The sequence below is a fragment of the Olsenella uli genome, from assembly GCF_016899935.1.
Lineage (GTDB): Bacteria > Actinomycetota > Coriobacteriia > Coriobacteriales > Atopobiaceae > Thermophilibacter > Thermophilibacter uli_B.
The window spans coordinates 144,003-166,282 of record NZ_JACJJK010000005.1 but is presented as its reverse complement, the minus strand read 5'-3'; the positions used below and the strand labels follow the sequence as shown (position 1 = coordinate 166,282).

28 protein-coding genes, 1 pseudogene and 1 riboswitch are annotated in these 22,280 nt (G+C 71.1%); of the genes and pseudogenes, 22 read left to right on the top strand and 7 right to left on the bottom strand.

The window, feature by feature from the left end; genetic code table 11:
• Positions 1-47: 47 nt before the first annotated feature.
• Entirely contained in the window at positions 48-404 is a 357-nt protein-coding gene (locus tag H6A07_RS06190; RefSeq protein WP_204814064.1) for a DUF2200 domain-containing protein, read from the bottom strand.
• Positions 405-771: 367 nt separating this feature from the next.
• Between H6A07_RS06190 and H6A07_RS06185 the strand changes: the two genes are divergently transcribed.
• On the top strand, positions 772-1,062 hold the full coding sequence (locus H6A07_RS06185) for a type II toxin-antitoxin system RelB/DinJ family antitoxin (protein ID WP_204814063.1): 291 nt from the start codon (positions 772-774) through the stop codon (positions 1,060-1,062).
• Positions 1,050-1,535: a GNAT family N-acetyltransferase gene (locus H6A07_RS06180; protein ID WP_204814062.1), complete on the top strand. Its 486-nt coding sequence runs from the start codon at positions 1,050-1,052 to the stop codon at positions 1,533-1,535. The genes H6A07_RS06185 and H6A07_RS06180 overlap by 13 nt, the downstream gene beginning before the upstream one ends.
• 59 nt (positions 1,536-1,594) lie before the next feature.
• Here the strand turns inward: H6A07_RS06180 and H6A07_RS06175 are convergent, their stop codons facing one another.
• Complete coding sequence (locus H6A07_RS06175) at positions 1,595-1,810, bottom strand: DUF3923 family protein (protein WP_204814061.1); 216 nt, start codon at positions 1,808-1,810, stop codon at positions 1,595-1,597.
• A 221-nt stretch (positions 1,811-2,031) separates the two neighbouring features.
• On the opposite strand from H6A07_RS06175, the gene H6A07_RS06170 reads away from it, so the two are divergent.
• From H6A07_RS06170 to H6A07_RS06130, 9 genes are all read left to right on the top strand, one after another.
• Positions 2,032-2,856, top strand: a complete 825-nt coding sequence (locus H6A07_RS06170) for a TipAS antibiotic-recognition domain-containing protein (protein WP_204814060.1) — start codon at positions 2,032-2,034, stop codon at positions 2,854-2,856.
• Positions 2,857-2,947: 91 nt separating this feature from the next.
• Positions 2,948-3,538 carry a TetR/AcrR family transcriptional regulator gene (locus tag H6A07_RS06165; RefSeq protein WP_204814059.1) on the top strand — a complete coding sequence of 197 codons (591 nt, stop codon included), beginning with the start codon at positions 2,948-2,950 and terminating at the stop codon, positions 3,536-3,538.
• Positions 3,539-3,612: 74 nt separating this feature from the next.
• Positions 3,613-4,254, top strand: coding sequence for a class I SAM-dependent methyltransferase (locus H6A07_RS06160; protein ID WP_204814058.1), 642 nt, complete (start codon positions 3,613-3,615; stop codon positions 4,252-4,254).
• 208 nt (positions 4,255-4,462) lie between these two features.
• Positions 4,463-4,972, top strand: coding sequence for an RNA polymerase sigma factor (locus H6A07_RS06155; RefSeq protein WP_342636568.1), 510 nt, complete (start codon positions 4,463-4,465; stop codon positions 4,970-4,972).
• The gene (locus H6A07_RS06150) at positions 4,969-5,739 is read left to right on the top strand and encodes a hypothetical protein (protein ID WP_204814056.1); all 771 of its coding nucleotides are present in this window, start codon (positions 4,969-4,971) and stop codon (positions 5,737-5,739) included. The genes H6A07_RS06155 and H6A07_RS06150 overlap by 4 nt, the downstream gene beginning before the upstream one ends.
• A 40-nt stretch (positions 5,740-5,779) precedes the next feature.
• Entirely contained in the window at positions 5,780-6,712 is a 933-nt protein-coding gene (locus tag H6A07_RS06145; RefSeq protein ID WP_204814055.1) for an ABC transporter ATP-binding protein, read from the top strand.
• Positions 6,705-7,970: an ABC transporter permease subunit gene (locus H6A07_RS06140; RefSeq protein WP_204814054.1), complete on the top strand. Its 1,266-nt coding sequence runs from the start codon at positions 6,705-6,707 to the stop codon at positions 7,968-7,970. The genes H6A07_RS06145 and H6A07_RS06140 overlap by 8 nt, the downstream gene beginning before the upstream one ends.
• A 141-nt stretch (positions 7,971-8,111) precedes the next feature.
• Complete coding sequence (locus tag H6A07_RS06135; protein WP_204814053.1) at positions 8,112-8,381, top strand: type II toxin-antitoxin system prevent-host-death family antitoxin; 270 nt, start codon at positions 8,112-8,114, stop codon at positions 8,379-8,381.
• Positions 8,371-8,676, top strand: a complete 306-nt coding sequence (locus tag H6A07_RS06130; RefSeq protein WP_204814052.1) for a type II toxin-antitoxin system RelE/ParE family toxin — start codon at positions 8,371-8,373, stop codon at positions 8,674-8,676. The genes H6A07_RS06135 and H6A07_RS06130 overlap by 11 nt, the downstream gene beginning before the upstream one ends.
• A 16-nt stretch (positions 8,677-8,692) precedes the next feature.
• On the opposite strand, the gene H6A07_RS06125 is transcribed toward H6A07_RS06130, so the two are convergent.
• From H6A07_RS06125 to H6A07_RS06110, 5 genes and pseudogenes are all read right to left on the bottom strand, one after another.
• Positions 8,693-9,373 carry a TVP38/TMEM64 family protein gene (locus H6A07_RS06125; protein ID WP_204814051.1) on the bottom strand — a complete coding sequence of 227 codons (681 nt, stop codon included), beginning with the start codon at positions 9,371-9,373 and terminating at the stop codon, positions 8,693-8,695.
• 63 nt (positions 9,374-9,436) lie between these two features.
• Positions 9,437-9,772 (bottom strand): ATP-binding protein, encoded by a 336-nt coding sequence (locus tag H6A07_RS10445; RefSeq protein WP_369334320.1) that lies wholly within the window; start codon positions 9,770-9,772, stop codon positions 9,437-9,439.
• 130 nt (positions 9,773-9,902) lie between these two features.
• Positions 9,903-10,157 (bottom strand): annotated as a pseudogene (locus H6A07_RS10440) (response regulator); the annotation flags it as partial.
• Between the two features lie 114 nt (positions 10,158-10,271).
• Positions 10,272-11,384, bottom strand: coding sequence for a DUF1648 domain-containing protein (locus H6A07_RS06115; RefSeq protein ID WP_204814049.1), 1,113 nt, complete (start codon positions 11,382-11,384; stop codon positions 10,272-10,274).
• A gap of 9 nt (positions 11,385-11,393) precedes the next feature.
• Positions 11,394-11,771, bottom strand: a complete 378-nt coding sequence (locus H6A07_RS06110; protein WP_204814048.1) for a GntR family transcriptional regulator — start codon at positions 11,769-11,771, stop codon at positions 11,394-11,396.
• A gap of 145 nt (positions 11,772-11,916) precedes the next feature.
• Between H6A07_RS06110 and H6A07_RS06105 the strand changes: the two genes are divergently transcribed.
• The 11 genes from H6A07_RS06105 to thiD all read left to right on the top strand — a co-directional run bounded on the left by H6A07_RS06105 (position 11,917) and on the right by thiD (position 22,232).
• Positions 11,917-12,678: an ABC transporter ATP-binding protein gene (locus H6A07_RS06105; protein ID WP_204814047.1), complete on the top strand. Its 762-nt coding sequence runs from the start codon at positions 11,917-11,919 to the stop codon at positions 12,676-12,678.
• Positions 12,679-12,683: 5 nt separating this feature from the next.
• Positions 12,684-14,357 (top strand): hypothetical protein, encoded by a 1,674-nt coding sequence (locus H6A07_RS06100; RefSeq protein ID WP_204814046.1) that lies wholly within the window; start codon positions 12,684-12,686, stop codon positions 14,355-14,357.
• Between the two features lie 135 nt (positions 14,358-14,492).
• Positions 14,493-15,437, top strand: coding sequence for a D-alanyl-D-alanine carboxypeptidase family protein (locus H6A07_RS06095; RefSeq protein WP_204814045.1), 945 nt, complete (start codon positions 14,493-14,495; stop codon positions 15,435-15,437).
• A gap of 137 nt (positions 15,438-15,574) precedes the next feature.
• A riboswitch (TPP riboswitch) is annotated at positions 15,575-15,687 on the top strand.
• Positions 15,679-17,040: a phosphomethylpyrimidine synthase ThiC gene (thiC, locus tag H6A07_RS06090; protein ID WP_204814044.1), complete on the top strand. Its 1,362-nt coding sequence runs from the start codon at positions 15,679-15,681 to the stop codon at positions 17,038-17,040. It overlaps the preceding riboswitch by 9 nt.
• 9 nt (positions 17,041-17,049) lie before the next feature.
• Positions 17,050-17,247, top strand: a complete 198-nt coding sequence (gene thiS, locus H6A07_RS06085; protein WP_204814043.1) for a sulfur carrier protein ThiS — start codon at positions 17,050-17,052, stop codon at positions 17,245-17,247.
• Positions 17,247-17,921: a sulfur carrier protein ThiS adenylyltransferase ThiF gene (thiF, locus tag H6A07_RS06080; protein ID WP_204814042.1), complete on the top strand. Its 675-nt coding sequence runs from the start codon at positions 17,247-17,249 to the stop codon at positions 17,919-17,921. The genes thiS and thiF overlap by 1 nt, the downstream gene beginning before the upstream one ends.
• A 91-nt stretch (positions 17,922-18,012) precedes the next feature.
• On the top strand, positions 18,013-18,825 hold the full coding sequence (locus tag H6A07_RS06075) for a thiazole synthase (RefSeq protein WP_204814041.1): 813 nt from the start codon (positions 18,013-18,015) through the stop codon (positions 18,823-18,825).
• Complete coding sequence (gene thiH / locus H6A07_RS06070) at positions 18,822-20,090, top strand: 2-iminoacetate synthase ThiH (protein WP_204814040.1); 1,269 nt, start codon at positions 18,822-18,824, stop codon at positions 20,088-20,090. Before H6A07_RS06075 ends, thiH begins: the two co-directional genes overlap by 4 nt.
• A gap of 8 nt (positions 20,091-20,098) precedes the next feature.
• A complete protein-coding gene (locus H6A07_RS06065; RefSeq protein ID WP_204814039.1) occupies positions 20,099-20,668 on the top strand; it encodes a thiamine phosphate synthase in 570 nt (189 codons plus the stop codon).
• Between the two features lie 17 nt (positions 20,669-20,685).
• Positions 20,686-21,381 carry a thiamine phosphate synthase gene (gene thiE, locus H6A07_RS06060; protein ID WP_204814038.1) on the top strand — a complete coding sequence of 232 codons (696 nt, stop codon included), beginning with the start codon at positions 20,686-20,688 and terminating at the stop codon, positions 21,379-21,381.
• A gap of 8 nt (positions 21,382-21,389) precedes the next feature.
• Complete coding sequence (thiD, locus tag H6A07_RS06055) at positions 21,390-22,232, top strand: bifunctional hydroxymethylpyrimidine kinase/phosphomethylpyrimidine kinase (RefSeq protein ID WP_239471107.1); 843 nt, start codon at positions 21,390-21,392, stop codon at positions 22,230-22,232.
• Positions 22,233-22,280: the final 48 nt, after the last annotated feature.

The following is a 22,280-nucleotide window of genomic DNA, read 5'->3' as shown; positions in this document are numbered from 1 at the left end:
AAAACTATCGGATATCGGGAGCGCTGAGACCAGAGTTGCCGTCCGCGCTACGCCCGGCGCCGCAGCACCTTCTCCAGGGCGCGCCCGCGGGCGAGCTCGTCCACGAGCTTGTCCAGGTAGCGGGCGTTCTGCTCGACGGGGTTCTCGATCGTCGTCACGTCCACGCCGCAGACCTTGCCGGTGATGAGCGCGCGGTCGGGGTTCATCGCCGGCGCCTCGTCGAAGAACTCCTGGTAGGTGACGCCGCGCTCGAGCTGCCGGGCGAGCCCGGCCTCGTCGTAGCCGGTGAGCCAGCAGCACGCGGCGTCGACCTCGGCGCGCGTGCGCCCCTTGCGCTCCGCCTTCTGCACGAGCAGCGGGTAGACCTGCGAGAAGGACATCTTTGCGATGGACCGGCGCGCCATGGGACCCCCTTCGGACGGCTGCCGGCCGCAGGACCTCGTCGGCAGAGGTGGTTGCATGTGCTTCAATTCTACGCGAGGAAAACGCGAGGCGAGGGGGTCTCATGGAGGTCAGGTCGGCCACGGTCGTCTACTTCAGCGGCACGGCGCTCACGGCCGCCCGCGCCGCGTTCACGCTCAAGTGCGCGAAGCGCCGTCCCTCGTACCTCGTGGTGTGACGCGTCTGCCCCAGGCGCACGGGGATGCGCCAGTAGCATCTGCTGTGATGGCCAGCGGTGCCTTGACAATACCCAAATCGACTACATTGTGGTCTGTCGTGGTATAAACTCAGCTGTAGGACGCCATCTGGAAGAGCTGCGAAGGAGGCATCATGGCAACGACGGTAGCATCGCTCAACACCAAGCTGAGCGTCGAGGAGAAGGACGCCTTCGTCAGGAACACTGCCGCCCTGGGCCTGACGCCGTCCGCTGCGATCAAGGTGTTCGTCCACATGTTCAACCAGTGCGGCGGCTTCCCGTTTGAGGTTCGCAGGCAGATGAGCGACGAGGCCACGACGTACCTCTCCGCAGAGGACTACGAGCGCTTTGCGGCTGCTCTCGACGCGGCCGTCCCCACGGCAACCCGTGAGCTGCTTGATCGCGAATACGCATGGGAGGGCTAGCGTTTCGCCATATTCGCCCGCTGCTTGACGAGGATGATCTGAGCGGGTTCTGCTCGGGCAACAGTGACAACGACGCCTGGCTCAAGGAGCGGGCGCGTTGTTCGATTCGCGACGGGACGGCACGCGTGTACGTCCTGCCGCTCGCGACCGGCGAGATTTGCGGCTTCTACGCCTTGAGTGCCCATGCGGTTGCGCGCGTTGGGACGCTTGTGGGATCGCTGCGTCGAAACGCCCCGAACCCGATCCCCTGCACGCTGCTCGGCCAGCTTGCCGTGGATGGGCGCTACCAGGGAGAGTCCGCCGGTGCACGGCTGTTGCAGGACGCCATTCTCCGTGCGTCCGCAGCGTCGCGCATCGTGGCGTCCCGGGCGCTGGTCGTTGACCCGGCCGACGAGTATGCCGAGGGCTTCTACGCCCACTTTGGGTTCCAACGCCTGTCGAGCGATTCTCGGCGCATGTTCGTGCGGCTCTAGCGGGAGTGGCGGTCCGGGTAGCCGCAGCGTGCGCGGCGGCGTCCTGTGGGCGGCGAGGCCTACCTCCTGGCGCGGCGACCAATGAGGTAGATCAATCCCTCCACGGCCAGGATGCCCAGATAGAAGAGGGCCCACACCGCAAAGCTGATCAGCTTTGCCTCGGGCGTCTGGACGGCCCCGTGCCCGTCCACAGGCCTGACGAACAGGAAGACGCTGAAGCAGAGGAACACGACAAGCTGGACGACCTGGAGCGTTCTCCAACCCTTACCCTTCACGCTGCCACCTCCCGAGGCGTACGACGTGGACAAGTATCCCCGTTCGGCGGCTCCACGCCGAATGAGGCCGGCTTCTTTCACCAAGTGTTTCCCGAGTCGAAACAGGCGCGCAGGGCGCGAGACCGCGGGACGGACGCCGCAACAATCCGTTGCTTGCTCCGCCGTCCTTCTCGCCCGGATAATGGGTGGCGAGAAGATCGAGACGTTGGAAGGAGCACCACATGCTCATGCTGAAAGACGCCCTGTCCCGCCTGCGCCGCGAGCGCGGGCTCACCCAGGAGGAGCTGGCGCGCCGGCTCTACATCACCCGCCAGGCCGTGAGCCGCTGGGAGGTCGGGACGACGGAGCCGTCCATCGACATGATCAAGCTCATCGCGCGCGAGCTGGACGTGCCCGTGAGCGCCCTGCTCGACATGCCCGAGCACTACTGCCAGAGCTGCGGCATGATGTTCACCGCGCCTGACCAGTACGGCCACGAGGCGGACGGCTCCGAGGCCGAGGACCTCTGCCGCTGGTGCTACGAGGACGGCCGCTATACCGAGGACGTCACGATGGACGAGATGATCGAGGACTGCGCCCCGCGCATGGCCGAGGCGATGGGCTGGAGCGTGGACGAGGCGGCGTCCCTTCTGGGCGCAATCCTGCCGACGCTGCGCCGCTGGCGGGAGGTCACCAAGAACGAGGAGGCCTACGGCGAGGAGGTGCGCGCGGCGTACGGCGACGAGGTGGTGGATGCCGCCAACGAGAAGTACCTCTCGATGGGCGAGGCGGCGCACCTGCAGGCAGAGGAGCTGGCGGTCGCCATCAAGGAGCAGCTGCGTCGCGCGATGGAGACGGGCGACGCGGCGGGCCCCGAGGCGCGCCGGCTCGTGGCGATGCACGGCCACTGGCTGCGCAGGTACTGGCCGGAAGGCACTTATACGCCCGAGGCCCACAAGAGCCTGGCGGACAGCTACGTCTCCGACGAGCGGTTCCGCGCCTACTACGACGAGGTGGTACCGGGCGCCGCGCAGTTCCTGCGCGACGCGATCCACGCGTGCGCGTGACGCGGCTCCCGGGCCCACTCCAACGAGGTAGTTCTCGGTATTGACCAATGTTCAATAGTGGGGTACGATGCCGGGAGAGGAGGTGGCGGCCATGCCCAGAACCGTGATGGACCCCGAGGAGCGCCGGCGCGAGCTGCTGGCGTGCGCCATGAGGCTCTTCGCCGAGGAGGGCTACGACAACGTGTCCGTCCGTGCCGTGGCGCGCGCGGCTGGGGTGGCGCCGGGGCTCGCCTACCACTACTTCGACTCCAAGGAGCGCCTGTTCGCGGAAGCCATCGAGGACTATGCCCGCTGCTGCGCCGAGGGCGTCTGCGAGATTCTGGACGATAAGGACCTCCCGCTGGACGAGAAGCTCGAACGCGCGCTCGCCACCGGCGCGCGGCACGGGGGCTACCCCTATGCCGAGTTCTTCCACGCCAAGGGGCACGGGGCCCTGCACGACCGGCTCTCGCTCGCCATGTGCGAGGCGGTGCGTCCGCACCTGCGCGCGGCGCTCGAGGCGGACGCGGCGGGGCGGGGCGCGTCGGCCGGGGACGCCGACGAGCTCGCGGCGATCATGGTCTACGCCTGCGTGGGACTTGCCTCGGGCCCGGGCATGCCGGACGAGGCCGCCGTTGCGGCTGCCCGCCGCTACCTCCGCGTCCTTCTCGCCGAGTTCCGCTCGACGGGTGCCACGGGTTAGGGACCTCGCCCCGGCTGCGGCCGGGGCTTCTTTCGGTCGACAGTATTGAACATTGCTCAACAGAAGGGAACAAGATGGACGAGAAGAACGCCGAGCTGCTGCGCTCACGCTCCCGCGCGGCCTTCGACGCGCAGGCGGCGACCTACGACGCCGGCATGCAGGGCGAGCACGCGCGTCGGCTCTACCCGCACGTGCTCGCGGAGGTGATGCGTGCCGTGGCGGGCAACTCCGCGCCGCGCCTGCTCGATCTGGGCTGCGGCACGGGCGCGCTCGCGGAGCTCATGCTCGACGCGCTGCCGGATGCGCGACTCACCTGCGTCGACCTCTCGCTGCGCATGGTCGAGGCCGCCCGCTCGCGCCTGCGCGACCGGGCCGACGTTCTTCTCGCCGACGCGGAGCGCCTGCCATTCCACGACGCCAGCTTCGACGCCGCCTGGTGCAACGACTCCTTCCACCACTACCCGGACCCCGAGCGCGCGGCCTTCCAGGTGTGGCGCGTGCTCGCGCCCGGCGGCGCGCTCGTCGTCGGCGACGCGTGGCAGCCGGCCCCGGCCCGTGCGATCATGAACGCCTGGATGCCGCGCTCGCGCGAGGGAGACGTCCGCATCTACTCCGAGGCCGAGCTGCGCCGCATCCTCGGAACCTGGTTCAGCGACGTCTCCTGGCGCCGCGTGGGCTCGACCGCCTGTGTCGCGGTCGCGCGCAAGGGCGCGTGACCGCTCGGCTCTTTGGACCTGCGGCAAAACCTCACAGGTGGTGAATCTTTTTCAAACCAGTTTCTCCGCCAACTGGGAAAACGTCGGAGACTTTCAGGAAAAGAGACACCACCTGTGAGGTTTTTTCGGGTCGGCGCAGCCGGGAACGCAAATTCTTCCGCTCATGGCGGGCCCTCGCGACGTTATTACGAATAGAGGGGGTGAGCGCGTGGGCGAGAAGGACGGTCACATCGACGAGGCGGAGCGGCTGGTCGGCGAGCACTACGCGGACGTGCTGCGGTACTGCCGCCGCCACGCGCCGGCGGGGCTCGCCGAGGACGCGGCTCAGGAGACGTTTCTGCGCTTCGTCCGTGCGCGCTCGCGCTACCGGGAGCGGGGTCGGGCCCGCGCCTACCTCGTCACCATCGCCCGCAACGTCTGCGCCGACCTGGCGCGCGGCCGCGCCGTCGGCTGGGAGCCGCTGCCGGAGACGCTTCCCGGCGGGGGCGACCCGGGGGACGCCGACGACGCGCGCGACCTGGCCGCCGCCCTCGCCCGGCTGCCCCGCGCCCAGTGCGAGGCGCTGGAGCTGCGCTACGGGGAGGGCCTCACGGTGGGCGAGGTGGGCGCCGTGTTGGGGATGAGCAGGTTCGCGGCGGCAAGGACCTTGAACGCGGCGCTCGAGGCGCTGCGGGCGGACCTGGGCGTTACGACGGACGAGCGGGGAGGCACACGATGAGACGGCGAGAAAGACGTGCCCTCGAGGACGCGCTGCGGGAGCACTACCGGACGGCGGCCGGTGCCACGGCAGGCGCCGTCGTGCCCCGCGCGCTCGTGGAGGCGGTCGCGGCCGAGCTGGCCCGGCCCGCGCGCCCGCACGCGCTGGAGGTCGTCGCCGAGCAGGCCCGCCACGTCGGGGCGGGGACGTGGGCGCTGCACGCGGCGCTCGTCCTTCTCGCCATGGCGTGCGCGCTCTCCGGGGTCGGCGTGGGGACGGCGGCGGCCGTCCTGGGGGCGGCGCTCGCGCTGACCTCGGTCGCGGGGGTCACGCGCTCGCGCTCCTGCGGCATGGCCGAGCTTGAGGCGGCCTGCCCGGTGAACGCCCAAGCCGCCGCGTGCGCCCGGGGGCTCGCGCTCTGCGGCGCAGACGCGCTCGTCATCGCGGCGTTCGCCGTCCTCGCGGGGCCGGCGGGTGGGACGCCCTGGGCCGTGCTCGCTCAGGGGCTCGCGCCCTACCTCGCGGCGCTCGGGGCGGGACTGCTCGCCGCCCGCCGCGCGGCGAGCCCGGACGCGACCGTCGCCGCCGTTGTCGCTGCAGCCGGGGTGTGCGCGTTCTGCGTCGCGGCGCGCACGCTCTGGCCGACGGCCTTCGGTCCGACCGCCGCGCTCGCCTGGTGGGTGGCCGCCGCGCTCGCACTCGCCTTTGCGGCGGCCGAGGCCCGCGCGTGGCTCCGTGCGGCGGCATCCGGCTTTGCCGACGCGCCCGCCCCCGCTGGGGCGCTCTGAGACCAGGCGAGAAGAACATGGATGAGAAGGGACGTGCAGGATGGAACTGACGCTCGATCGGCTGACCCGCGAGTTCGGGCCCAAGATCGCCGTGGACCGCGTGAGCGCGACGCTCACCCCCGGCGTCTACGGCCTGCTCGGTGCCAACGGCGCCGGCAAGACCACGCTCATGCGGATGGTGTGCGGGGTGCTGCGCCCCACCTCGGGTGAGGTGCGCTACGATGGCGCGCCCGTCGCGCGTATGGGCGACGAGTACCGCGCGCTTCTCGGCTACCTGCCGCAGGACTTTGGCTACTACCCGGAGTTCACGGCGCTTGACTTCATGGAGTACCTGGCGGCGCTCAAGGGCCTGGGACGGCGCGACGCGCGCGACCGCTCGCTTGCGCTGCTGGAGCGCGTGGGCCTCGCGGGCGAGGAGCGCCGCCGCATCCGGACCTTCTCCGGCGGCATGCGCCAGCGCCTGGGCATCGCGCAGGCCGTCCTCAACGACCCCGAGGTCCTCGTGCTCGACGAGCCCACGGCCGGGCTCGACCCCAAGGAGCGCGTGCGCTTCCGCAACCTCATCGCCGGCTTCGCGCGCGACAAGATCGTCCTGCTCTCCACCCACATCGTCTCTGACGTGGAGCACATCGCCGACGAGATCCTCGTGATGCGCGCGGGCTCGGTGGTGCTGTCTGGACCGCCTGACGCGCTCGTGGCGGAGGCCGAGGGCAAGGTCTGGGAGGCCGCGGTCCCGGCCGAGCGGGCCGAGGCGCTGGAGGCCGCGCTCACGGTGGGCAACGTCCGCCACGCGGAGGACGGGCGCGTGCTGCTGCGCTACGTGGCCGACGAACCGCGCGTGCCGGGCTCGGCGCCGGTGGAGCCCACGCTCGAGGACCTGTACCTGTATCTGTTCCGCGACGGTGCGGCTGCCGGGGCCGGTGCCCCGCGCGCCTCCCGCGGCGCCCACTTCAAGGAGGACCGCCATGCCTAGGCTCATCCTGTTCGAGCTCAAGAAGATGCTCTCCCGCCGCGTGGCGCTCGCGGCCAACGTCGGTGTGCTCGTGTTTCTCGTGGCCATCATGGCGCTCAACGTGACGCAGAACCGGACGGTGAGCTTTGCCGGCGAGGAGTACAACGGCATCGATGCCATCGCGTACAACCGTGCGGAGGCCGAGAAGTACGCGGGCGTCGTCACCGCCGAGCGCGCCGCATCGGACATCGCCGCCTACCAGGAGCGGCTCTTCTCGCGGATCGACCGCGATGCCGTGAACCAGATGACGGGCGAAGCGGTCTACTCCCTCATCGCTCAGAGCTTCTCGCCCGAGGAGGTGGATGAGCTCTACAACCCCTATTGGAGCTGGCTCCTACGTCCCTGGCGCGTGGCGAGGGAGGAGCCCGCGCAGACGGCGGCCCGCGTAACGCCGGAGATGGCGGCCGACTGGTACGGCGCGGCGGCCGAGCTCACCCAGCAGACGCTCGACGACGGCCAGGGCGGCATGTGGGAGTACTCCGACGCCGAGCGCGCCTACTGGACGGACCTGCGCGCTGGGGTGCCCGAGCCGATCACGTACGGTTACTCGGGCGGCTGGGACAACATCGTCAACTGCGCGGCGTTTCTCGTCTTTGCGATCCTGGCGGTCACCGTGACGCTGGCGCCCACGTTCTCCTTCGAGTACAGCTCCGGCGCGGATGCGGTGGTGCTCGCCACCCGGCGCGGGCGCTCGTCGCTCGTGGTGGCCAAGGTCGTGGCCGCGCTCGCCTACGTAACGGCCTACTTCGCGCTCTGCGCGGCGATCATCGTGGGTGTGTCCCTGGCCTTCTACGGGGCGGACGGCTTCGGGCTCTCCGTCCAGAGCATGGCGCTCACCTCGCCGTACCCGCTCACGGCGGGCCAGGCCGCGCTCGCAACCGTGGGCCTCATGTACGCCGCGTGCCTGGGCTTTGCGTGCCTCACGCTGGCGGCGTCCTCGCGCACCCGCTCCACGCTCGCGGTCTTTCTCGCGGACGTGGTGCTCGTGCTGCTCACGGGGCTCGTCCCCTCGGCCGGCGTGGGCGCGCTCGAGCGCGTGCTCGCCCTCTTCCCGCTCAACTTTGCCAACTTCAGCGTGCTCTTCTCGGCGCTCGAGTCCTACCCGCTCGGTCCGGTCGTGCTCGATCTCATCGGCATGGTGCTCGTCGTTTACGTGGCATGCGCGCTCGTGGCGACCCCGGTGGCCGCGCTCTCCTTCCGCCGACACCAGGTGGCGTAGCAGTTTAGCTTCCGTAGTTTGTGGCCCGTGTAGGTGAAATCTAATTTGCTTACATTGAGATGATTGTCAGCCAATCGGTGCGTCTGCGCCAGCGTGGTATTATTGGGCCACGGTCACGCGTGCATGAGGAGAGGTGCTGACATGGCAGTCTGCGTTCCCGTTCGCGACATGAAGGACACGGCGGCGTTTGCAAAGCTCGTGAGGGAGTCCTCCGAACCCGTCACCGTCACCAAGAACGGCTACAGCGAGTTCGTGGTCATGCGCGCCGAGGACTACGACCTCATGCGTGAGGAGGTTGCCAAGGCGCGCCTCCTGCGCGTGCTCGCGGATGCGGACAGGTCGTACGAAGAGGGCGACTACGTCGATGGCGCCGCGTTCGTCTCGAGCGTGAGGGAGAGGTATGGCCTGTGACTACGTCCTTCTCCCGCGCGCCCAGGCGGACTTCGAGGAGATCGTGCGCTACCTGTCGGTTGAGCTCGACAGCAGGAAGGCTGCCCGGCGCTTTGTCGAGGAGTTTGAGTCAAAGGTCCTTCTTGCCTGCGAGCATCCGGAGATGCATCCGCTCAGCCAGATGCCGGAGGTCGCCGCGCGCGGCTATCGCGTGATGCCTGTCATGCGCTATGTCGTCTTGTACGCATTCCGCGAGGGCAAGGTCGTGATCGCCCACATCTTCCACTCGCTGCAGGACTACGCGCGCTACGTCTGATATATCAGAACGTGAATCAGCGAGCGGCCTCGCGGCGGCGGAGGGCGGCGTAGCCGGCGCCGCCGGCGGCCACGAGGGCGAGGGTGACGGTAAGGGTCACGCCCGCTGCGCCCCAGTTGCCGGCAGAGGCGAAGCCCGCCGCCAGCGTCGAGGTCACGATCGAGGGGATCCGGCCCACCGTGGCGATGAGCGCGATGCGCCACCAGCGGCACGTGGTGAGGCCGGCCGCGTAGGTGAGGACGTCCTTGGGCGTGCCGGGGATGAGGAACACGACGAGCATCAGCAGCTCAAAGCGCGCGGAGTCCCTGAGCCACGCGACGCCCTCCAGCTGCTCGGCCGAGAAGAACGTCCGCACGAGGCGTATGCCGAGGACCCGGACCAGCGCCGTCACGACGAGCGTTCCCGCGAGCCCGCCCGCCAGGCACACGAGCGTGCCCTCCCACGCGCCGAAGAGGTAGCCCGCCGCGAGCTCCACCGGCTCGCCGGGCAGCACCGCCACCACGATCTGCGCCACGACGAGCGCTCCCATGGCCACAGGCGCGAGCGGGCCCTGCGCGTCCACCCACGCGCGCACCGCGTCGCCGTCGGTGAAGAACGCCCAGAGGCTGGGGCCAAACGCCACGACGGCCGCGCCGAGGAGCAGGACGGCGGCGACCGCCGCCACGACCGTGCCGAACCGCGTCGTTCTTCTCGCCATCGGGGGCTCCTCTCGCTCGTTGCTGTCCGGGCATAAGCCTACGGGACGAAGGTCAAGAAACTCTCAACGGGAGGTGGCGTTTTCGTCACGTTGCGGGGTCCCGGGCGCCTGGGCGCACACCCGGACGAGGGCACCGCCGCCCGTGCGGTTGGCAAGCTCAAGCCTGCCGCCGTGCCGTTCGGCGAGCGTCCGCGCGACGTAGAGCCCAAGGCCCAGGTGCCCGCCCGACCCCTTGGACTCGCCCCAGAAAGGCTCGGCGGCGCGTGCGAGGGCGGCTTCGACAAAGCCCGGCCCGTCGTCGGCTGGCGAGCAGTGCCACGATGCCGAAGTCCTTCCGAGCGAGCTCTGCGACCTGCGGGTTCTGGCCGCCCACGCGCACCTCGCGGCGCGCGAGGTCAACCGCCACTCCGCTCGCGAAGCGCATGGTGGCCCGGTCGAGCTGGCGGCGGTCGCGTGCGAGCTGGGCGCGCACCCGGGCGCCGAGCACGTCGAGCGAGAAGGGCTTGGTCACGTAGTCGTCCCCGCCGGCGGCAAAGCCGGTGAGCGCGTCGGCGTCCTCCACGCGGGCGGTGAGGAAGATGATCGGGCAGGTCACGAGCTCACGAATTTCTCGGCAGACGGAGAAGCCGTCGGCGTCGGGCAGGTTCACGTCCAGGAGGATGACGTCGGGGGAGCGGTGGGCGGCGGCCACGGCGCCGGCGGCGTCGTGGGCCTCGAGCGTGCGGTACCCCTCGAGCCGGAAGTACGACTCGAGCAGGTCAGCGATGTCGCGCTCGTCGTCCACGATGAGGACGAGCGGCGCCGCCGTCGGCGGCCCGGCGATTAACGTACATAATTCGACAATCCACAAACCTGAAACCTGCACTTATATGAAGCGGAATCAGATTATGTACGTTAATCAGCCGAGAAGAACCTCCAGCCCCACCACGAACGCCGCGACCACAACCACGAACGCCGCCACGAGACCCCAGGCGCGCGGGTTTCCCCAGTTCATGGCCCAGCCCACGCCAAAGCGGCGCGGCACCACGACGGAGGGGTCCTCGCGGTTCACGTAGAAGAGGCCCAGGCGCCAGTGCGCGTCGTCGTCAAAGGCAAGCTCGCCGGCGGCCGTCATGCGGCGCAGCAGCCGCGAGCCGGCCTGGCCGTAGACGAGCGCGACGGCGAGGTTGGGAAGTATCGCGCCGACGATGATGACGATGAGCGCCACAAAGGACTGGTCCGAGGTGACGACGCCGGCGAAGGCGAGCGGCATGATCGCGATCGACGCGCATATCACGATGCCCGAGACCAGCAGCGCCACGCTCTGGGCGCGGGCGAACATGCCGTAGGCGATGGCGGAGGCAACGGGGTGCTCGGGGGAGGTCGGCCTGCGGCTCCTCAGGATCTGCCAGTGAGACGCGGTGAGGCAGAGCGCCATGAACGCCTGCACGGCGACCGGCATGGCAACGACCTGCCAGCCCTTGGCCATCCAGTCGTCGGCCACGCCTGCGGCGTCAAAGTGCACGGGCACCGGGTCGGGCATCTGCGGGTAGAGCGCGAGCGTGAGGGCGAGCGTCGCCAGGATCACGGGCACGTAGAGGAGGTTCCAAGCGAGCGGGAGCGGGCGGGGCGCGTTCGTCTCGGCGGCGCCGGCGACGGCGGCGAGCCGGGTCGTGCGCGTCTCCCAGCTCTCGGCGCGCTTGATGGCCTGCACGCGGGCGCGGAAGACCAGCATGAGCACGAAGCCCGTCACAACCGGTGCGCACACGACCGCCGCCATCGCGAGCGGGTGCGTGGCGTAGAGCAGCAGGGCGGCGCCGGCGGACGCGGCCGAGACCGCGAGGACGCAGGCGAGAAAGACCCGGCGCATGCGACGGATGCGGGGGTCCGCCTGCGCGGCCTCGGGCACGCTCACCGCAAAGGCCTCGCGCCCGCGGGTGAGCCAGGGCGTCGCGGCGATGAGGCAGCCGGAGAGGAAGGTGATGAGCGCCATCGACGCGCTCGTGACCAGCGCTATGAGGTCGGGTGACATGGGCGGCTCCTAGTCCAGGTCCGCCGCCGCGCGCCCTGCGGCCGCGAGAAACGCCGCGCGCGTGCCGCCGGACGCCTTGAACTCCGTGGCGAGCTTGGCGAGTGCCTCGGCGAGCGCGGCCTCGTCCATGCCGGCGGCGGGGTCGGCGGGGGCGTCGGCCACGTAGGCGCCGCGCCGGCCGAGCATGATGACGTAGCCCTCGTCGCGCAGCGTCGCGTAGGCCTTGTTGACGGTGTGCAGGTTGATGCCCAGGTCCTCGGCGAGCGAGCGCACGGAGGGCAGGGCGTCGCCGGGGCGCAGCCCGCCGGACGCGATGCCGGCGATGACGGCGTCGCGCAGCTGCAGGTAGAGCGGCGTGTCCGAGAGCTTGTCGACCGAGATGACCATGAGCCTCTTGTTGCGGAAATCTGTTCTATGTGAACTATAGCAGTCTGCGCGGAGAAGTGCTAGCATACCCGTCATCTGTTATAGACCAGCTATAGCAGATGTGGAAAAGGGACTGTCCCTTTTCCACGTTCCCGAAGGAGGAGAGATGGAACGCGTGCTCGAGGTCAGTCACTATCGGAAGGAGTACCGGGGCAAGGTCGCCGTGCGCGACCTCTCGCTCGTGGTGGCGCCCGGGGAGATCTGCGGCTTCATCGGCCACAACGGCGCGGGCAAGACCACGCTGATCCGCTCGGTCGTGGGCGCGCAGCCGCCCACGTCCGGCACGATCCGCGTCTGCGGCACGGACGTCTGGGCCGAGCCCGTGGCCGCCAAGCGCCGCATGGCCTACGTGCCGGACAACCCGGACGTCTACGACTTCCTCACCGGCGTACAGTACCTGGACCTCATCGCCGACGTCTTTGGTGTGGGGGCGGACGTGCGCCGCCGGCGCGTGGACGAGCTCGCGGGGCGCCTGGAGCTCGCGGACGCCCTCGGCGAGCCGGTCTCCGCGTACTCCCATGGCATGCGCCAGAAGCTCGTGCTCGTGGGCGCGTTCCTCCATGACCCCACGCTCCTCGTGCTGGACGAGCCGTTCGTGGGCCTGGACCCGTCGGCCTCCCACGAGCTCAAGGCGATACTTCGCGAGCGCGCCGAGGCCGGCGGCGCGGTGTTCTTCTCGTCCCACGTGCTCGAGGTGGTGGAGAAGCTCTGCGACACCGTGGCCGTGATCCGGCGCGGCGAGCTCGTGGCCTCGGGCCCCACCGACGAGGTGCGCGGCTCGGAGTCCCTCGAGGACGTGTTCCTCGAGCTGGTGGACGAGAAGGACGCCGCGGCCGCGTCCGCCGATCCGGCGAGAAGGACGAGGTGAGCGCCATGGCAACGACGTCATCCGCCGGCCGCGCGCTCGGTCCACTGCTCTTTCTCCAAGTGCGCGCGCTCCTCTACGGCCTCGGCGTCCGGCGCGGCTCCGGCCGGCTGCGGGCCGTGGGCGTGGCGGCGCTCGTGGTCCTGCTCGCCGGGATGGCCGTGGTCTACCTGGGGGCGCTCGGCTTTGGCATGGTTGCCGCCGGGGCTGCGGGAGCCATCCCGGCGCTCGCCGCGCTCATGGGCTCGCTCGCCTCGGTGGCGCTCGTCTTTGTGAAGGCGCCCGGCACGGTCTTCGGCTGCCGGGACTACGACCTCGTGGCGGCACTGCCGGTGCCCACGCGCACGGTGGTGCTCGCGCGGACGGCGCCGCTCTACGGTTTTGGCGTGGCGGTCTCGGTGCTGCTGGCGGCGCCCCTCTACGCGGCGTACTTCTCGGCGGTCGCGCCGACGCCGCCGGCGGTCCTGTCCGCGCTGCTCTGCGCGGTGCTGGCGCCGCTCGCGCCGGCGGCCGTGGCCACGCTGGTCTCGCTCGCGCTCACGGCCGTGGCCGTGCGGTTCCGACATGCGGGCGCGGTGCAGCTCGTGCTCTCGGTGCTGCTGGTGACGGGCATCGTGGCCGGGTCCTTCGCGCTCGGCGGGGCGTCCGGCGAGAAGGACGACGCCGCGACGCTCGCCGCGATGGGCGACGTCGCGGCCATGCTCTCCGCCGCTGTGGCGGCAGCCTACCCGCCGGCCGCTTGGGCTGCGGCGGCGGTGGGGGAGGGCTCGCTCGCGGGGCTCGCCGGCTTCGCGGCGCTCTCGCTCGCGCTGCCGGCTGTCGTGACCGCGGGGCTCGCGGCCTGCTACCCGGCGGTGAACGCCGTGGCCATGTCCGGGCCGCGCCGCTCCTCTCGCCGGGCTGTCGCGGCAGGGTCCGCCGCCGCGAGCCCGCTCGTCGCGCTCGCGGTCAAGGAGCTGCGGCGCATCGGCTCCATGCCCTTCTACGCGATGAACTGCTGCGTGGGGATGATTCTCATGGTTGTGGCGGCGGTCGCGATGGCCGTGGTCGGCGTGGACGCGCTGCTCGCGAGCGGCGCCGTGAACGGCGTGGAGCTCGACGCTCGCACCGTGGCCGCCCTGCGCGACCAGATCGACGCCGCGCTGCCCTGGGTCTTCGGCTTCTGCGGCGCCATGTCGCTCACGGCGGGGCCGTCGGTCTCGCTCGAGGGTCGCGCGGCCTGGCTCATGCTCACGGCGCCGGTGGGCGCGGGGACCGTGCTGGCGTCCAAGCTGCTCGCCAACCTCGCGCTCGGCGGGGCGGCGGTCGTGGTCTGCGTCGTGGCGCTGCTCGCGGGCGGCATGGCGCCGCTTACGGTGCTTCAGTGCGCCGTGGCCGCGCTCGGCCTGCTCACGGGCTTTGCCGCGCTCGCCCTCGCGATCGACGCGTCCCGCCCCAACCTCGCCTGGACCACGCCCGCCGAGGTCGTCAAGCGCGGCCTGCCCATGATGGTGGGCGTCTTCGGCGGCATCGTTGCCGCGCTGGGCTGCGGATTTCTCTCCGTCATGGCGTGCGGCGCGCTCGGCGCGTGGGCGTCCGTGGCGGTGAACCTCGCGGCCCCGCTCGTCGCGGCCGCTGCGGGCCTGGCGGCGCTGCGCTCCGTCGCGCGGCGTGGCCTTCCTGGCCCCGGCTGGGAGGCGTGACGCGGCGCGAGGTCCTTCTCGCCCGGCGCCCTTAGGACAACCTTAAGCAAGGGTCAACCCGACCATAACGAACGACGGGGCCTCCTCCGGTAGCGTGGCGCCTGACAGACGGCCGCGCGGCAGGGGGAGGCTTCCATGGTTCGCTCGAGGGGGCGCATGATCTTTGCGAGAAGGGCGCGGCGCCGGAGGGGGTGTTTCGCCGCGCTCGCGGTGGCGCTGCTGGCGGCCCTGATCGTGGGCCTCGTGGTCCTGTGGGCCGGCGGCGCGGCCCGGGGCGTCGGGGACCTCGGGGCCGACGGCTCCGGCCTGCCCCAGCTGTACAGCGAGTACGCCGTGCTCGAGGACGCCTCGGGTGCGGTGATTGCCGAGAAGGGCGCGCACGAGCGCATGCGGCCCGCCAGCATGACCAAGATGATGACGGTGCTCGTGGCCGTCGAGCGCATCGGCGACCTGGACGCTCCGGTCACGGTGACGGGCGACGACTTTGCCGGGCTCTACGAGGCGAACGCCTCGCTCGCGGGCTTTGAGCCGGGCGAGCGGACCACGGCGCGCGAGCTCGTGTACGGGGCGCTGCTGCCGTCGGGTGCGGAGTGCTGCCAGGCGCTCGCCCGCGTCACGGCCGGGTCCACGGACGCCTTCGTCGCCCTGATGAACGAGCGGGCGGCGGAGCTCGGCATGACGGACACGCACTTTTGCAACACGACGGGGCTGGACGAGGACGGCCACTACTCGACGGTCGCCGACATGGCCACGCTGCTGCGCGCGGCGCTCCAAAACGAGGACTTCCGCGCGGCGTTCACGTGTGCCACCCACGTGGTCCCGCCGACCAACCAGCACCCTGGCGGCTTCACGCTGCGCAGCACGCTCTCGGAGAGCCTGACCAGCTATGAGGTGCCGGACGGGAGAATCCTGGGCGGCAAGACGGGCTACACCGAGGGTGCGGGCCTGTGCCTCGCGAGCGCCGCGGAGGTCGACGGCCGGCTCTACGTGCTCGTGACGGCGCACGCGCCGGGCGCGCAGGACAGCGGGCAGAACGCCTGGGACGCCGTGACGGCGTACACCTGGCTCGCACGGCGGTGACCGGCTGCGGCGCGGCGTCCTTCTCGCCCGGCGCCTGGCCCACGGCCGCCCGCGCGGATTTTGTCGCCGCGCCCCGCGCGCCGGCGCGCTATACTGCCCGCAGGCGGCCGGCGCACGGACGGCGCGCCGCCGGACAATCGCATAGCGCGGGGAGCTTGCAGGACGGCAGGCTGAGAGGGGGCGCGCCCGCCCCGACCCGAGGAACCTGACATGGGTAATGCCAACGGAGGGAGTCTTGCGTATGAGCACAGCTGTAGAGAAATCGGGCGGACGGACGCCGCGCGGCGAGAAGGACCTCGTCACGCAGCTCGACTACGCCCGCGCCGGGCAGGTCACGCCCGAGATGCGCGCCGTTGCCGAGGTGGAGCGGCGCGACCCGGAGTTCATCCGCGCGGGCGTGGCGGCGGGGCGCATCGCCATCCCGGCCAACGTCCGCCACCTCGAAAAGGGCCTCGTGCCGCGCGGCGTGGGCGAGGGCCTCTCCACCAAGGTCAACGTCAACCTGGGCATCTCCGGGGACGTGGCCGATGCGGACGTGGAGTGGGAGAAGGTCCGCACGGCTGAGAAGTACGGCGCGGACGCCATCATGGACCTCTCCAACTCCGGCAAGACGCGCTTCTTCCGCCAGGAGCTCGTCGCGCGCACGCCGCTCATGGTGGGCACCGTGCCCATGTACGACGCCATCGGCTACATGGAGAAGCCGCTCGTCAAGCTCACCGCCGAGGACCTTCTCGCCACGGTGCGCGCCCACGCGGAGGACGGCGTGGACTTCCTCACCATCCACTGCGGCATCAACCGCTCCGTCATCAGCACCTTCAAGGAGACCGGCCGCCTCATGAACATCGTCTCCCGGGGCGGGAGCCTTCTCTTTGGCTGGATGGAGGTCACGGGCAACGAGAACCCCTTCTACGAGCACTACGACGAGGTGCTCGAGATCTGCCACGAGTACGACGTGACCATCTCGCTCGGCGACTCGTGCCGCTCGGGCTGCCTCTACGACGCCAACGACGCCGCCGAGACGGCCGAGATGATCGAGCTCGGCAAGCTCGCCAAGCGCGCCTGGGACGCGGGCGTGCAGGTGATGATCGAGGGGCCGGGCCACATGGCAATCAACGAGATCGCCGCCAACGTGGTGATGGAGAAGCGCCTCTGCCACGGCGCGCCCTACTACGTGCTCGGGCCGCTCGTGACCGACGTGGGCGTGGGCTACGACCACATCACGGCGGCCATCGGCGGGGCTATCTCGGCGAGCGCCGGTGCGGACTTCCTCTGCTATGTCACGCCGGCCGAGCACCTCTGCCTGCCGGACGCCAAGGACGTGCTCGATGGCTTGATCGCCACGCGCATCGCAGCGCACGCGGCCGACATCGCCAAGGGCGTGCCCGGCGCGCGCGAGGCGGACGACCGCATGGCGGACGCCCGTCGTCGCCTGGCCTGGGACGAGATGTGGGCCTACGCGCTCGACCCGGACACGGCCCGCGCGCGCTACGAGGCCTCGCCCGCCTCGACGGAGGGGACCTGCACCATGTGCGGCAAGATGTGCGCCGTCCGCACGGTGAACAAGGTCTTCGAGGGCACCACGATCGACCTCGACCTGGAATAGGGGACCGCCATGGTACGGATAAACGGCAGGCCCGCGCCCGAGGCCGACGGCCGGACCGTCGCCGAACTGCTCGAGCAGATGGGATACGAGCGTGCCCGCGTGGCGTGCGAGCTCAACGGGGAGATCCTGCCGCGCGCGGAGTTCGACGCTCGCCGGCTGACGGCCGAGGACGCGCTCGAGGTCGTGCGGTTCGTGGGGGGCGGCTGATGGCTGGCGAGAAGAACGTCCCGTCCGGGGCGAGGCTGGAGCGCGAGGGCTCGGTCGCGCCCCCGGATGCCCTCGAGCGGCGCATCGGGCGTGAGGCGCGGGAGCGCCTGCGCGCGGCGCGCATCGGCGTGGCGGGGGCGGGCGGGCTCGGCTCCAACATCGCCGTCATGCTCGCGCGCAGCGGGGTGGGCGAGCTCGTGGTCGCCGACTTTGACGCGGTGGACGAGAGCAACCTCAACCGCCAGCACTACTTCCGGTCCGACCTGGGACGGCCCAAGGTCGAGGCGCTGGCCGAGCAGATTCGCGCCATCGGCGCGGGCACGCGCGTGCGGGCGCTACGCACCCGCGTCACGGCCGAGAACGTCCGGGGGATCTTCGGGGGGTGCGACATCGTCTGCGAGGCCTTCGACGACCCCGAGGCCAAGGCGCTGCTCGTCGAGCGGCTGCTCACGGTCCCGGACGGGCCGACGCTCGTCTCCGGCAACGGCATGGCGGGGCTGGGCCCGGCGGCGGAGGTCGTCACCCGGCGGGTGGGCAGGCGCCTCTACCTCTGCGGCGACGGGACGTCGGACGTGGCCGACGGCGAGGCGCTCTTCTCGCCGCGCGTCACGCTCTGCGCCGCCCAGCAGTCCCTTCTCGCCGTGAGGATCATCCTGGGGTTCGAGGGCTCGTGACGCCCCGGTTATCTGGCAACCAAGCGCGCCGCGGGCTGACCTGTTCTGCGGGGCCCAGCGCCCGAGGCGCCCATCAACGAAGGGAAGCACCATGACGGAACACATCACATCGGACGCCGTCGCGCCCACCGCAGACACCTGGACCCTCGGGGGCAAGGAGTTCACCTCCCGCTTCATCCTGGGCTCGGGCAAGTTCAGGCTCGACGTGGTCAAGGCTGCGGTCGAGGACGCGGACGCGCAGATCGTCACGCTCGCCGTGCGCCGCGCCAACACCGACCAGCAGGACAGCATCCTGGACTCCATCCCCGAGGGCGTGACGCTTCTGCCCAACACCTCGGGCGCGCGCACGGCTGAGGAGGCGGTGCGCATCGCGCGGCTGGCGCGCGAACTCGGCTGCGGCGACTTCGTCAAGGTGGAGGTCATCCGCGACGCTCGCTACCTCCTGCCCGACAACGCCGAGACCGTCCGTGCCACCGACATGCTGGCGAGCGAGGGCTTCACGGTGCTGCCCTACATGTACCCCGATCTCAACGTGGCGCGCGACCTGGTGAGCGCGGGCGCGGCGGCCGTCATGCCGCTCGGCGCGCCCATCGGCTCCAACCGCGGCCTGGTGACGCGCGACTTCATCCGCATCCTCATCGAGGAGGTCGACCTGCCGGTGATCGTGGACGCGGGCATCGGACGTCCGTCGCAGGCATGCGAGGCCATGGAGATGGGCGCCGCCGCCGTCATGGCCAACACCGCTGTGGCCACCGCCGGCAACATCCCGCTCATGGCACGGGCCTTCGGCGAGGCGGTGCGCGCGGGCCGCGCCGGGTTCCTCGCGGGCCCCGGGCGCGTGCTCGACGGCACGGGCGAGGCCTCGAGCCCGCTCACCGGCTTTCTGGGGGAGGAGGCGCGATGAGCGAGGACGAGAAGAGCGTGCGGGCCGCGGAGCCCGAGACCGTGCCCGTGGGCAAGCGCTGCCGGCGCATCACCGCGATGGGCGAGAAGGACCTGGAGCGCGCCATCCACACGGACTACGGCCTGGACCCCATGACCTTCCTGCCCGACATGGACGTCCTGGACAACGGCATGTTCGACCGCGTGCTGGACGCCGTGGAGGCCTACGACCCCGATGCCGTGACCGCCGTCGACGTGCGCCGCGTGCTGGACGCCGACGTGGTGGAGCCCGCCGACTTCGGCGTGCTCGTCTCGCCTGCGGCCGAGCCCTTCCTCGAGGAGATGGCCCGGCGGGCCCGCGCCGAGCGCCTGCGGTGGTTTGGCACCAACATCCAGTTCTTCACCCCGCTCTACCTGGCCAACTACTGCGAGAACCGCTGCGTGTACTGCGGCTTCAACTGCGAGAGCGGCATCCGCCGCGCGCGCCTGGACGAGGGGCAGACCATCGCCGAGCTCGACGCCATCGCCGCCACGGGCCAGGAGGAGATCTTGCTGCTCACCGGCGAGGACCCGGTGACGTCCGACATCGATTACATCGCGCGCGCCTGCGAGCTCGCGGCCGCGCGCTTCAGGAACGTCGGCGTCGAGGTGTACCCCGCCAACGTGGCCGACTACGCGCGCCTGCACGAGGCCGGCGCTGACTTCGTGACCGTGTTCCAGGAGACCTACGACCCGGCACGCTACGCCAAGCTCCACCTGCGCGGCCGCAAGCGCATCATGCCCTACCGCTTTGAGGCGCAGGAGCGCGCGCTCAGGGGCGGCATGCGCGGCGTGGCCTTTGCGCCGCTGCTCGGGCTCTCGGAGTTCCGCCACGACGCGCTCGCCTGCGCGCTGCACGCCTACTACGTGAGCCGCGCCTACCCGCACGCGGAGATCTCGTTCTCCTGCCCGCGCCTGCGACCGGCGGCCGGCGCCGTCACGCCCAACGGGCCGCACGTGAGCGAGGCGCAGCTCCTGCAGGTCATCTGCGCCTACCGCCTGTTCATGCCCTTTGCCGGCGTCACGGTCTCGTCGCGCGAGTCCGCCCGCTTCCGCGACCACGTGGCCACGATCACGGCCACCAAGGTCTCGGCCGGCGTGTCCACGGGCATCGGCGAGCACACGCACCAGGCCGAGGAGGGCGACGACCAGTTTGAGATCGACGACAGCCGCAGCCTGGCCGAGATGTGCTCGGCCATGCGCCGCATGGGGCTCGAGCCGGTCATGAACGACCACGTTCTGGTGTGAGGGCGCCCATGGGCTCGCTCTTTGACGGAGGCTTCCTGCGCGTTGCCATGACGGACCGGCGCCGGTGCGCGCGGCCGCTGCCCGAGCAGGTGGCGCGGATCGCCGGCACCTACGACGCGCTCATCCTGCGCGAGAAGGACCTGGACGACGGTGCGTACGTCGCGCTCGCCCGTGAGGTCATGGCGGCCTGCGGGCGCGCGGGCGTCGCCTTTGTCGCCCACGGCCACGTGCCCGCCGCCCGCGAGCTCGGCGTGTCGCGCCTGCATCTGCCGCTGCCCGCGCTCGGGCGCGCTGGTCGCCCGGAGGGGTTCGACCTCGTCGGCACCAACGTGCACGAGGTGGCCGAGGTGGCGGCTGCCGAGGGGCTCGGCGCCGACTATCTTGTGGCGAGCCCTGTCTTCGCACCGTCGTGCAAGCCGCTCCCGGGCCGCGGGGTCGCGTTTCTCGAGCAGGTTATCGCTGCGGCCCACGTGCCTGTGCTCGCCCTCGGCGGCATCACCGACGCCACCGAGCTTGCCGTCCGCGCCGCCGGCGCCGCCGGTGCCGTCCGCATGTCCGGCGCAATGGCGTGCGCCTAGGAAAGGAGACACCCCTCATGGATGTCGATAACAGGGAAGTTGGCCCCGTCGCCCGCGGGTCCTTCTCGCCCGAGGCCATCCGGCACGGCATGCTGCTCTACGCGGTGACGGACCGGGCCTGGCTCGCCGGCCGGACGCTCGCCGACTGCGTGCGGGAGGCCGTCGCCGGCGGAGCCACCTTCGTCCAGCTGCGCGAGAAGCACCTCTCGACGGACCAGATCGTGGCGGAGGCGGCGGAGATTCTCCCCGTCTGTCGCGCGGCGGGCGTGCCCCTTGTGATCGACGACGACGTTGAGGCGGCCCGGCGCAGCGGCGCGGACGGCGTTCACGTGGGACAGTCGGACACGGCGTGCGCCGCCGCGCGCAAGGCGCTCGGGCCGGACGCCATCGTGGGGGTCTCCGCCCACACGGTGGAGGAAGCGCTCGCCGCGCAGGCGGCCGGCGCCGACTACCTGGGCGTGGGGGCGTTGTTTGGAACGTCCACCAAGCCCGACACCGTGGCCGTGTCCCCTGAGGGCCTCGCGCGCATCTGCGCCGCCGTGGACATCCCGGTGACGGCCATCGGCGGCATCAACGCGCGCACGATGGGATCGCTCGCCGGTACGGGCACGGACGGGGCGGCGGTGGTCTCGGCCATCTTTGCCGCTGGGGACATCGAGGCGGCGACGCGCGAGCTGCGCGGTCTTGCCGAGGCGGCCGTGGGGTCGAGATAGGGGGTCTCATGGGCATGGGAGGCTGGAGCGTTCCCGCAGTGCTCGCGATCGCCGGCTCGGACTCGAGCGGCGGCGCGGGCATCCAGGCGGACATCAAGACCATCGCCGCGCACGGGCTCTTTGCCGAGACCGCGATCACCGCGCTCACGGCGCAGAACACCTGTGGCGTGCGCGACGTCATGGAGGCCACGCCGCAGATGGTGGCCGAGCAGATCGACGCGGTCTTCGAGGATATCCCGCCCGTCGCGGTCAAGGTGGGCATGGTGGGGTCGGCGGCGATCGCCGAGGCCATCGCCGAGCGGCTCGAGCGCTGGAACGCCGAGAACGTGGTCGTGGACCCGGTGATGGTGGCCACCTCGGGCGCGCGGCTCATGGGCGAGGGCGCGGACGCGGCACTCGTGGGGCGCCTGCTGCCGCTCGCGCGCGTGGTCACGCCCAACATCCCCGAGGCCGAGGCGCTTCTCGGCGAGCCGGTGCGCAACGAGGGCGAGCAGGAGGCGGCCGCCGTGGCGCTCACCGGGCGTCTGGGCTGCGCGGTGCTCGTGAAGGGCGGGCACGGCGTGGCGGACGCCAACGACGTGCTGGTGGAGCCGGCCGTCGAGGACGATGGCGCCCCGCGCGTGACGTGGCTGCGCGCCCCGCGCGTGGAGACCGAAAACACCCACGGCACGGGCTGCACGCTCTCGAGCGCCATCGCCTGCAGCCTGGCGGAGGGCCGTGCGCTTCCCGAGGCGGTGGCGCGCGCGAAGGCCTACCTCACCGGCGCGCTTTCGGCCGGGCTCGGCCTGGGCCACGGCTCCGGTCCCGTCGACCACCTGTGGCGCCTCCGCGCGGCGTTGCGCACCAATTAACCGTTGGGTGACAGAGCCCTGGGTGCGTGTTGATTCGTCCCTCCTTGC